The sequence below is a fragment of the Rhodococcus sp. IEGM 1379 genome, from assembly GCF_030056815.1.
Lineage (GTDB): Bacteria > Actinomycetota > Actinomycetes > Mycobacteriales > Mycobacteriaceae > Rhodococcus_F.
Window position 1 is genome coordinate 42,112 of sequence record NZ_JASHKR010000020.1, and the last position, 10,050, is coordinate 52,161.

Annotated in this window: 9 protein-coding genes; 1 reads left to right on the forward strand and 8 read right to left on the reverse strand. The window is 60.6% G+C overall.

The annotated features are described in order from the left end of the window. Positions 1-17: 17 nt before the first annotated feature. The 3 genes from QM600_RS13980 to QM600_RS13990 are packed head-to-tail and all read right to left on the reverse strand — an operon-like array spanning position 18 to position 3,441. On the reverse strand, positions 18-872 hold the full coding sequence (locus QM600_RS13980; protein ID WP_283262070.1) for an ABC transporter permease: 855 nt from the start codon (positions 870-872) through the stop codon (positions 18-20). Beyond that, positions 869-1,828: an ABC transporter permease gene (locus QM600_RS13985; protein ID WP_283262071.1), complete on the reverse strand. Its 960-nt coding sequence runs from the start codon at positions 1,826-1,828 to the stop codon at positions 869-871. Before QM600_RS13985 ends, QM600_RS13980 begins: the two co-directional genes overlap by 4 nt. Before the next feature lie 8 nt (positions 1,829-1,836). Then, positions 1,837-3,441, reverse strand: coding sequence for an ABC transporter substrate-binding protein (locus QM600_RS13990; RefSeq protein ID WP_283262072.1), 1,605 nt, complete (start codon positions 3,439-3,441; stop codon positions 1,837-1,839). A gap of 373 nt (positions 3,442-3,814) precedes the next feature. On the opposite strand from QM600_RS13990, the gene QM600_RS13995 reads away from it, so the two are divergent. Continuing rightward, positions 3,815-4,240 carry a nuclear transport factor 2 family protein gene (locus QM600_RS13995; RefSeq protein WP_283262073.1) on the forward strand — a complete coding sequence of 142 codons (426 nt, stop codon included), beginning with the start codon at positions 3,815-3,817 and terminating at the stop codon, positions 4,238-4,240. Here QM600_RS13995 and QM600_RS14000 read toward each other — a convergent pair. From QM600_RS14000 to QM600_RS14020, 5 genes are read right to left on the reverse strand one after another with little or no spacing between them, the layout of a single operon-like run. Beyond that, positions 4,140-5,687 carry a protein kinase family protein gene (locus tag QM600_RS14000; protein WP_283262074.1) on the reverse strand — a complete coding sequence of 516 codons (1,548 nt, stop codon included), beginning with the start codon at positions 5,685-5,687 and terminating at the stop codon, positions 4,140-4,142. The genes QM600_RS13995 and QM600_RS14000 overlap by 101 nt on opposite strands. 27 nt (positions 5,688-5,714) lie before the next feature. Continuing rightward, the gene (locus tag QM600_RS14005; RefSeq protein WP_283262075.1) at positions 5,715-6,299 is read right to left on the reverse strand and encodes a hypothetical protein; all 585 of its coding nucleotides are present in this window, start codon (positions 6,297-6,299) and stop codon (positions 5,715-5,717) included. Then, entirely contained in the window at positions 6,299-8,035 is a 1,737-nt protein-coding gene (locus tag QM600_RS14010; RefSeq protein WP_283262076.1) for a DUF4407 domain-containing protein, read from the reverse strand. Before QM600_RS14010 ends, QM600_RS14005 begins: the two co-directional genes overlap by 1 nt. A 39-nt stretch (positions 8,036-8,074) precedes the next feature. Then, positions 8,075-8,689, reverse strand: a complete 615-nt coding sequence (locus QM600_RS14015; protein WP_283262077.1) for a hypothetical protein — start codon at positions 8,687-8,689, stop codon at positions 8,075-8,077. Next, entirely contained in the window at positions 8,686-10,050 is a 1,365-nt protein-coding gene (locus QM600_RS14020; protein WP_283262078.1) for a TerD family protein, read from the reverse strand. The genes QM600_RS14015 and QM600_RS14020 overlap by 4 nt, the downstream gene beginning before the upstream one ends.

A 10,050-nucleotide genomic window follows, 5' to 3' on the forward strand; every position in this document is an offset into this window, starting at 1 on the left:
AGTTCAGCGTCGTGGAGTCAGATACGGCGGGCCCGGCCGAGAGACTGGGCAATAAGTAGGAAGCTCAGGACCAACGCAGACACGATCACCAGCGGTCCGACGGCGTAGGCCGGATTGGCATCAAGATTGGGGATAGCGCCGGCGATTATGGATCCCAACGACGGGTCCGGCGGGCGAACACCGATGCCCAGGAAACTCATCGCGCTTTCCGCAAAGACAGCAACGGACATCGAGAGGGCAATCTGCACTCCCAGCGGTTCGATGGCGTTGGGCAACACATGCTTACGGAGCACCCACCATCGACCCGCGCCGATTACCTCGGCCGATTCCACGAACGGCAACTCCCGCACCTTGAGAACTGTCGTGCGCACCAGACGCCCGAACAACGGTATTTCTGCAGCCACGATCACGGCAATGACCGGGCCGACCCCAGGGCCGGTGATCGCGACCAACGTAATCGCCAGAATCAATAGTGGGAAAGCAAGAATCACGTCGAAGATGCGCTGTGCGATGACGTCGGCGACGGGATTGATACTCGACACCAGGCCGGCCAGTGAGCCGATGATCGCACCCAGTGGAACCGCGACCAGCACGATGACGAGGTTGATCCGGATGCCGTAGAGAGAACGAGTGAAGACGTCACGGTTCACCTGATCAGTTCCGAACCAGTGCTGGGCACTGGCGCCCAAGAGATTTGCGCCCTCGATCTGCTCGTTGGGTCCGTAGTGGGTCAGCAGTGGTGCTGCAATTCCCGCTGCCGCGATAACCAGCAGAATCACGACGCCGGCCAAACCCTGACCGTGTGTCAGCGCCGCAAGCACCGGCCGCGATCGACGAACCTCAAGGTCGACGGGATGGTCGACAACAGTCATGATTGCCCTCCGATTCGGATCCGTGGGTCGAGGTAGGCGTGCACGATGTCCGTCACAAGCTGAATCAAGACAAATATCGTGACCGATAGCAGGAGAAGCACCTGCACCACCGGGTAGTCGCGTCGGCCGATTCCCTGCTCGATCAACTGACCGATTCCCGGCCAGGCAAAGATTGCTTCCACCAGAACTGCACCGCCGAGAAGGTGGCCAGTCTGGATTCCGAGCACGGTGAGCATGGTCGGCAGTGCGTTACGTAACGCACTGCGCGTGACCAGGTTCCATCGAGACACACCCGCAGCCTGGGCAGTGATCACGTACTGCTGCGCCATCTCGGTACGCAGGGCTTCCGAGAGAAATCTGGTCAGGGCGGCCGCGACCGGAAGTGCCAGGCACAATGACGGCAGCACCAGATACTGAAGCGTGATGTCGGGATGGGCGAGGTACCCGCCTGGTGGAACGCCACCGGACGGCAGCACCGGAATCACTACGGCAAAGATGAGGACCAGCAGAACACCGGTCACAAAATTTGGCAATGCCACCGACAGAGTATTGAGAACGTTCACCGCCGATGTGAGCCACTTCTTCGGCCACACAACCACCGCCACACTCAGGATCAGGCTCAGCACCACCGCTACCAGCAATGCACTGCCGGCGAGAACTGCCGTATTGCCCAAACCTGCCAGCACCAGATCCGAAATCTGACCGCCGAGGACAAACGAACGTCCCAGATCCAGGGTCAGCACGTCACCGATCCACGAAATGTACTGCGCCGGAATCGACTTGTCGAGGCCGAGCGAATGGCGAATGGCTGTAATCGCTTCGGGCGTTGCATCCGGGCCGGCCAGCGCCAACGCCGGATCACCGGGCACGAGTCGCATCACCGAAAAGATCAGAAGTGACGCAAGAAAGAGAACCACCACCGCCGACGGTAATCGGCCGGCAACATAGCGAATCATGTTCTCCCCTAGGCCAGGAAGGTGTTGGCGAACTGCGGCTGACGGCCCTTTGTCCACGCAAGATCACGAACGGTGGATGCGGCTGATACCTGCGGGACCACCACACCGATCTCGATCAGGAACAACTCGTCGAGTAGTTGCGTTCCCAGATCGGCGTACAGCTTCTTGGCCGCGTCACTCGAACCGTCCGGCACCTGCCACGCCGCCTCGGCCGCAGCAGAGTACGCCGGCGAACTGAACTTGGACGCATTGTGCGCGGCGTTGAAGGGATAAGCACTGACAGTCAACGTCGACGGAACATATTGGGCAAACGTGTGATTGGTCAACCACAGACCCTTGAACTCGGCGCCGATCAACTGTTTGAAGAAGACCGTTGCCTCGACGGGATCCAGCTCGACGGTGATTCCAGCCTCGGCAAGATTGGCCTGCACTATCTGTGCTGCTGCCTCGAAATCCGGGCTGGCGCCGGCGTACGTCAACGGAATCGTCGGCAGCGCGCCGACCTCACTCACCAACCCGCGGGCCTTCGCAACGTCACGGGTGTACGTCGAGTTCTTGGCAGCGTCGTACGCCGGCGACGATTTCGGCCACGGCAGATTCACGGCGTAACCCGTGTCGCGATAGACCTCCGTCATGATGCGGTCACGATCGATCGCATAGGCCAAGGCTTTTCGCGTCCGGACGTCGGTCAACCCCTCGGCGGTCACGTTGGCGCCGAGATAGACCTGCAACTCGGCCCCGTCGAGCGAGGTCGTCTCGAAGCCGCTGGTCTTGGCCAGCGTCTGCGAGTCCCGGAAAGTCAACGACGCCGGAGAAACCAGCGCGACCTGGCCGGATTTCAGTGAAGTCAGACGTGCCTGCGAATCGGGAACGATGCGCGCTTCCACCCGGTCGAGGTACGGCCGTTCCGCAATCCAGTAGTTCGGGTTGCGCCCGAACGAGATTGCACTGTTCGGCGTCCGTGATACGAAAACGAACGGGCCTGTACCGATGAAAGATTCACCGGCTACTGCTTTGTCAAAAGTCTGCGAGTCGAAAATGGGTGCCAGGTCGAGCAAGTCGAAGATATTGCCGGTTCTGTGCGCCAGGGTGATGACCAGGGTGCGTGGGTCCGAGGAATCAAACCCGGTGATAGCAGCGGCGGTACTTCTGAGCTGGGCGGAGAACTTGGGATCGGCGTAGGTGCGAAGCGAAAACTCCGCGTCGGCCGCGGTGAACGGTCGACCGCTGTGGAACGTGACGTCGTCACGCAGATTCAGCGTCAAGGTGAGACCGTCGTCGGAAAGCTTCCAGTCCTTGGCCAGAACAGGTTGCGGCACTACGGAATCGAGCGGATAGCGAGTCAATGTCTCGTACACGAGACCTGAAAGGGTGACACCCGCCGTGGTGGTACTGGTAAGCAATGCTGATGGGCTGATGTCGTCCGGGATTGCCAGCGTCAGCGTGCCGCCGCGAACCGGATTCACGGATTCTTCGGCCCCGGAGCGCTGTTCGCCGACCGCCGACGAGCACGCCGCGAGCGAACCGCTACCGAAGATTGCAAGGGCAGCGATAGCACTGCCACGGAAAAAGGCACGGCGGTCGAGGCCGGCCGTCGAAAGAGTCGAGTTCACGACAGTTATGGTCCTTCGTACGAGGGTCCGCAGCAGCGCACTCGAGGTGCGGGCATGCGAGACGGAGTGTGTATCGTCCTGGCGGCCTCGAACACCCCGGTAAAGGGGAAGTGAGGGCTACACCAGCCGGTGTGGCGCTGAAAAGATCAGCGCAGACATCGCAGAGGGACGGACACGGTAAACCTTCCGGTCAGATTCAAGGCGCCTGCCTTGATAAACACACTTAATCATTTCCCTCGATACTGAGGACATAGTTGAACTCACCGTGATCTGAACTCATGAGTCTGCTTACCGCTCAACGGGACAGCACCCCCGGTGCCGCAAACCATCGCGATAGCGTCCGAGAAACCCAACGCGATACCTGAGGAGACCCATGGCGCCCGAAAGCCCGGCCGAGCAGATCCGAACCACCCTCGCGCGGATCGCACACCTCGCTGATACCGGAACCGTCGAGGACTACGTCGAACAGTTCACTCACCAGGCCGAATGGACGATGCCCGCCAACCCGGACCGCGGATTGCCCACACAGGTACGACGCGGCCGCGAAGAAATCGCGGCCGGCGTGCGTGAGCGTCGTAGCGCCGGAATTCAGGGTCCGGGCACGTTCACGCGCCACATCACCACCGCTATCGCCGTAGATGTCACCTCGGAGACAACTGCGCGCGCCGAGGCTGTGTGGACGTTCTACGTCGATACCGCTACTGCACCTCGCCTGAGCGGCGTCGGGAGTTACGCCGACGAGTTCGAACTCGAGGACGGCCGCTGGCGACTGTCGAAGCGAGTGATCTCGCGCGGCTGACCAGAGCTGCCGCGGACTCCCGAAGATCATCCCCAGTGCCTGATCCACCCCGAACTTCGGCGTCCGCGGCAGCCATAGCGTCGTTGATCACCGAAGTCAGACCCTCCCAGTCAACCTGTTCCAGAGCCACTCCTGCCGCCCCGAACTGCGGAAGATCCGGCAGCGGCGGCAACTGCGGTGATGCTACGGCGTCGAAACCACCACCCAGCCAGGTAAATTCGACACCTTCCAGAACCGTGTCCGATAGGGCCGCCGAATCGATCCCGGTCATGGCCTGTGCGACGCCACCCAACTCGGGAACTTCGACGAAGCGCACGCCAGGCGGATCGAACGCGTACACGATGGCGCTAGACCGCTCGGTGGTGCCATGCGGATTGGATGCGATGAGGCGGAACTGCCCGGATTGCTTCAACGTCAACCGATGTCGTGACGCGCTGACGTCGAGTTCTTGTACTTCGCCCCATGGTGTTTCGAGAGTCAACGCGCGATGCCCGTGCGCATCCCAGGTGAATTCGATGGATTGGTTCCGGATCCCGTGTTCCGGGACTGCCCCGAACATATCGATCGCCGGCGGCAGCGAATGAGAAACCGTCTGGGAGTACAAGAATGTGTACCAGTCTACTGCGGAGGGACGGAGTTCCGGATCCTGCCCGAGGCCGCGCTCGAACATGTCGATTCCATCGTGGTCGATGCGCCCTGATAGCGGTGACAACGGTGACGTGTTCAATCCTCCGGCACCGAGAATGTCGCGAAAGAGCAGCGCAAGCTTGAACAGATCAGTACCGATGTTCTGAACACTCTGTCCGCGAGCAATTTCGGGCGGAGTCATGCCGGGCGAATGAATTCCCGGCTCCTGCCACGACGAATCGGCGGCACGTACGAACTCCGAGCCGATCAACAGCACGTCGATGGGCGAATCACTCGCGACTGCCCGCAACGGTCCGATGTCCCCGAACACTATGCCTCGCGAATGAAGAAAATGAAGTGCACGCGCGATCTGGGCGCAGTAGGTCGACCGGACGATGATGTTGTCGGGACCCACAACAACCGAGGCCCCCACATCATGTGCGTGGCCTGGACGGATCAGCCAGTCGAGAGTCCTCGCAACCGTCGTCTCGCCCGAATATGGTGTCCGCACACGCTCCTCGAAGCGAGAGTGGACCACCCCGGTCAGGTATCCGATCGGGGTGCCGGCGGACTCAACCAGTTCGAGTGGCCACAGAAACGACGCGTCGAGCGTGGCGCGTTCCTCTGCGGTCAACTGCCCACGAAAATTGACGAGCGCACGAACGTTGGATGCAATCTCGTTACTCGGACTCGCGAATTCCCGGAAAAGGCAGCGGAATCCGCGACCGACACCTTGGGGGGCTTTGACCTCCTGTACCGGAAACCCTTCCGGCACATTGATACTGCGCAGGATACTCAGGTCCGCAACCTCGATACTCATTCCCGGCCTTCCCCTACATCCTCGCTGTCACGACACCGCATATCCCACACCCCGCATCACTGCACTCAAGGCAGCACTTTCGATCACGTCACCGCACGAACCGTCTCGCGACTCCAGTACTACACGCACCAACCCTTGTACGACCTTCAGGAACAACTCCGGCGACGTCGACTCGCCGGCCACCGTTCGACGCACATTCGGAGCGAATTGGTAGTGCACGGCGGGCAGCGATCCCATCGCACCCTCCCCGACCAACCACACCAATAACGGTGTTCCGGTGTTGATCCCGAGCTTGCCGGCGCGCGCCAGAACAACGTCAGCGGAACCGACGACAACCGACAGCACCGTGGCCGCCGGCCGCTCCCGGAAACCCGGATCGGTGGTGCCGTGAGCACAATCAACCAAGCTGTCGAAATACGCGGCGCCCTCGTCGCGAGAAACGCTGAGGGCAAACTGATCCGATAGGATCGGCCGACGTGCGCATTCGTCGCTGATCCAATTTGTCAGCGGTACAACATATCCGAATACCTCCGAGCTTTCACCATCACCACCGACAACACGAATATCGACGTGCGAGCGGACGATTTTTTCGATCTCAAGCTGGGCGCTCACTACTCCATCGACTCCGGCGGCCGCAGGTGCGAAGCCGGGCCAGCGGCCCACGTTGTTTCCGTCATCCAATGCGGCAACGGTCCGGGCGCCGGCGCACTACCGGTGGCCGGACTCTGCGGATAAGCTCCGCCGACGTGCGCCGCGGTGACCGGGGCCGACGGCGCAGCAACCCGACTCACCTGCGGAGCAACCGGATTCACCGGGGTACTTTCCGCTACTGCCGGCGCGGCGCTAGTCTTCTCCAAAACCACGGCGGAAGGGGATGATCGCGGAGCGGTGGGAGTGGCCGACGCCCGTTGCGGCGCCGGACTCTCCGTCTGGGTCACAGCTGCCGCTCGTGGCCTCGCCGGTGTGGCACCGCTGGTCGGCCGGATCCGCCCAGCCCCCACAAGTCCACGCTCCCATTCGCGCAGACGCTCACTCGACACACGCTTGGCGTGCCTACTCCACTGCTCTAGCGCTTCGTCAACCACTTCCGCCTGATGCGCCACCACAGTCTCATTGACCTTCAGCACTGTTTCCTGCTGCTTGCCGATGCGATCCTGCTCGGCTTCAAACTCGGCATCTCGCCGAAGTTCGCTTACCCGCTTGCGTGTATCGATGATCTCGGTGGCATCGCGCTTCTCTTCTTCCTCGAAGGCTTCAACCAACTCGTCGTATGCCGTTCGTGAACCCGCGTTGGACATCACTTTGAACAGAACCGGGAGAAGTTCAACCAACATGAAGAGAATCGAGACCGCCATGTGAGCCATGCCAGCGGTACCGTCGCTGCCGGACAGGTCGTTCAGAGCCTTGAGCCTGGCGATGATTCCGGTGTTGGCCTGCTCAAGGGCATACGAACCGTTCTGCGCGCTGTCCACCTGCGAACGCAGTGTCTCCACTGTCTTTTCGACTATCGGCAGATCATTCTCCGCGTCAGCGACAGCCCGCTTACTCTCCTCGAGGAGAACGCCTTTGAGCCGTTCGACGACAGCAGCCTTCTCGCCTTCTTTGACCTTGATCTGATCCTTAGTCGCCAACCATAGCTTCTCGGCCTCATCTGCCAATCGCTTCTTTTCGACGCACATCGCAGCGCAACCAGCGACTCCGGTGCCGGCTGAGCCTTCTTCTTCCGCAAGTGCTCTGGTGCGCGCAGCATCGTAATCGGCCTTCTGCTTCGCTGCAGTCGTCTCGAGCTTGTCGATCTCCGCTTGAACCAGGCCGACCTCCGGATTGACTGCCGGATCCGCGGTAGGCCCGGCATTGATCAGGGCACGCATTTGAGCCAGCTCAGCTTCGGCTTCGGTCAGGTCCGCACTCAACGTCGAATCCTTGAGTCCCGTACGCAACTCTTCCTGCGACGTGAGGATATTACGGTTGAGCTGAGTTTCGATTTCGCTCTCGAACACCTTCAGCATCAACGGCGTCGAGATGACAAAGCCGATGACGATGGCCAGGACCACTCGGGGCAACGCCAACATCAGACTGCGGCCGATACGCTTTTCGCCGGAGAGTCCGATCACCAACAACCGGTCGAGGTTGAGAATCGCCAGGCCCCACACCAAACCGCCTGCAATAGCAGTCCATCCGGTCGCAATGCCGGTAATCGACAACGCATAGGCAGCCGAAATCGTGGCAAATCCAGCCGTCGTCAGCAATACTGCGCCCATCGCGGTCTGCTTCGCTACCGAGCCCGGAAGTTTCTCCAGGACATCGACGCGAGAGCCCGCTAAGCGCGCAAGAAAGTACTTTTTCATACCGATCCATTTCAAGTCTACGAGAAGAGATATCGAGGGCTATTTGTTCGACTGACCGAACCTGGCCAAGGTGAGCGGAAAGAGAATGTAAATCATCGTGAGGGACAACAACATCGGCAAGGCCGTCGACATCTGCCACATCCGCACGTACCCGACAAACGAGTAGCACGAATCGGCAACTACCGGTCCGGTGAACGACTGAATGGTCTGGCAGGGACCGTATGACGGCCAGGTCGGAGTGGAACCGTAAATTGCCTGCGGCGTTGTAGCGCCCTGCCAACCGTCGGTCATCTCCGCCATGACCGACGGAGCTGCCATCGCTGTGAGGTCGCCTCGAAAGAACACTTGCACAGCCGGCACCGAAAGCAGTGCTGCAACAACGACTATCAGCAGGTACGCGGCAACCTGATACCGGAGACCAGGCGCTGCACCAGGACTGATGCTTTCCAGTCCAGATCGGATCCGGCGATGTAGTTTTTGCACAGAGAACAGTGCGATTACCGCAACGACATATCCGAGCGGCCTCCAGAGAATCGACCCCAGTGCGATCACCGAGAGCACAGGCATCATCGTGACCACCAGCAACGACGCAGAGTACGGATTGGTCAGCAGTCCTCGTAGATCGGCGGTGCGGCGGGAAGCGAGTTCAATCACCCGTGTCCGTCCACGATAACGCCATACGAAGTCGCCAGTTCTGCGAGACCGCCGTCATACCCCTGCCAGACCGAGCGCACTCGCCAGCGGCCGGCCCTCATGTAGAACTCACCGACGATCATCGCCTGTTCCGTGGTGCCGTGTACACACATAGAATCAACGATGGGAACTTCGTTGTCCGTCAACACCATTCGAAGCGGGTTCAATTGACTGAACGAGCCGCCACCAGTGATGACAACCCCCAGCGCAACACGGTGATACCGCGGGGCGAGGGCACCGAAATCGATGTCCACACGTTGAGTGTCGGGCTGCAGCGTGGCAAGTTTGACCGCTCCACCGCCGCCCACCGGCGTGTTGTAGAAGACAAAATCCTGGTCGCCGTTGACCTTTCGATTCTCGTCGAGGAGAAACGCCACGAGGTCGACGTCCAGAGAGTTCGACGCGGGCTGGGTCCAGGACACCGAGCATCCCCAACGCAATGAGTCCGGCGACAAATCTACCGCTTCACCCATGACAATCGTGCGAAACTCCGGTTGCAGTGCAACCGGATTGGATGCCAATTGGGGTGCTGGAACCGATTCCGGCAGCCTGATCAATGGTTCCGGTGTGTGCACTGTCGGCTCAGAAACAGGTCCGGCGGCCAATCGATCCCGCCACGCAACTGCTGCGTCGCGACCCAAACCGCCGGCAACAGTGCCGACCGCAAGGTTGAACAGTTCGGTCTGATCGACCAGAGCCCACGGTGAGTGTTCCCGGATAACCTCTGCCGCAGTTCCCATCGACTCATGCATCTCCGGCGATGACGCCACGGCGATAGCCAAGGGCCACAACCGATGCACGCTCCCGCTCGCAAATTTCTTGTCGATGGATTCCTGAAGATCGAGCGCGTCGTGGGCCGTCTCCAGATCGACCAGTACCGCCTCGGCTAGAAGTGACGCCTGTGTCACAGTCACGGATATCCCGCGCTCGGTCTGATGCGGATCAACCGACATCTCTCCCAGGCTGCAGTTGTCGTCCTCGCCGATCACTACGGCGCCGGATCCGTCCCACAGAGCCAAATTTGACACGGGAACAGTTATCAGATGGCTGTCATTGGCCACCTGAGCCGAGCCCACGGCGTGCTGCCAACGGAATTCGTCTGCTGAACTGGGCGCGCCGAGCATCGACACGGCGCCACTCCACAGCCGCCCGACCTGCAAGTCACGTACGCCGAGAACAACAACCGGACCGTCACTACGCGACGCATCGACCGCGTCGAGGAGCAAACTCAGCACACCGGTTCGCCAGGTACCGGGTTCGAGGAGAAAGTCTAGGATCTCCGCGCGCGTTACTGCGCTCGGACTCGGATCCGATTGGGTCAT

Coding starts and splice junctions, on each gene's coding strand:
- QM600_RS13980 (WP_283262070.1), bottom strand. CDS start 872: ATGACTGTTGTCGACCATCCCGTCGACCTTGAGGTTCGTCGATCGCGG.
- QM600_RS13985 (WP_283262071.1), bottom strand. CDS start 1,828: ATGATTCGCTATGTTGCCGGCCGATTACCGTCGGCGGTGGTGGTTCTC.
- QM600_RS13995 (WP_283262073.1), top strand. CDS start 3,815: ATGGCGCCCGAAAGCCCGGCCGAGCAGATCCGAACCACCCTCGCGCGG.
- QM600_RS14000 (WP_283262074.1), bottom strand. CDS start 5,687: ATGAGTATCGAGGTTGCGGACCTGAGTATCCTGCGCAGTATCAATGTG.
- QM600_RS14010 (WP_283262076.1), bottom strand. CDS start 8,035: ATGAAAAAGTACTTTCTTGCGCGCTTAGCGGGCTCTCGCGTCGATGTC.
- QM600_RS14020 (WP_283262078.1), bottom strand. CDS start 10,050: ATGACCCAATCGGATCCGAGTCCGAGCGCAGTAACGCGCGCGGAGATC.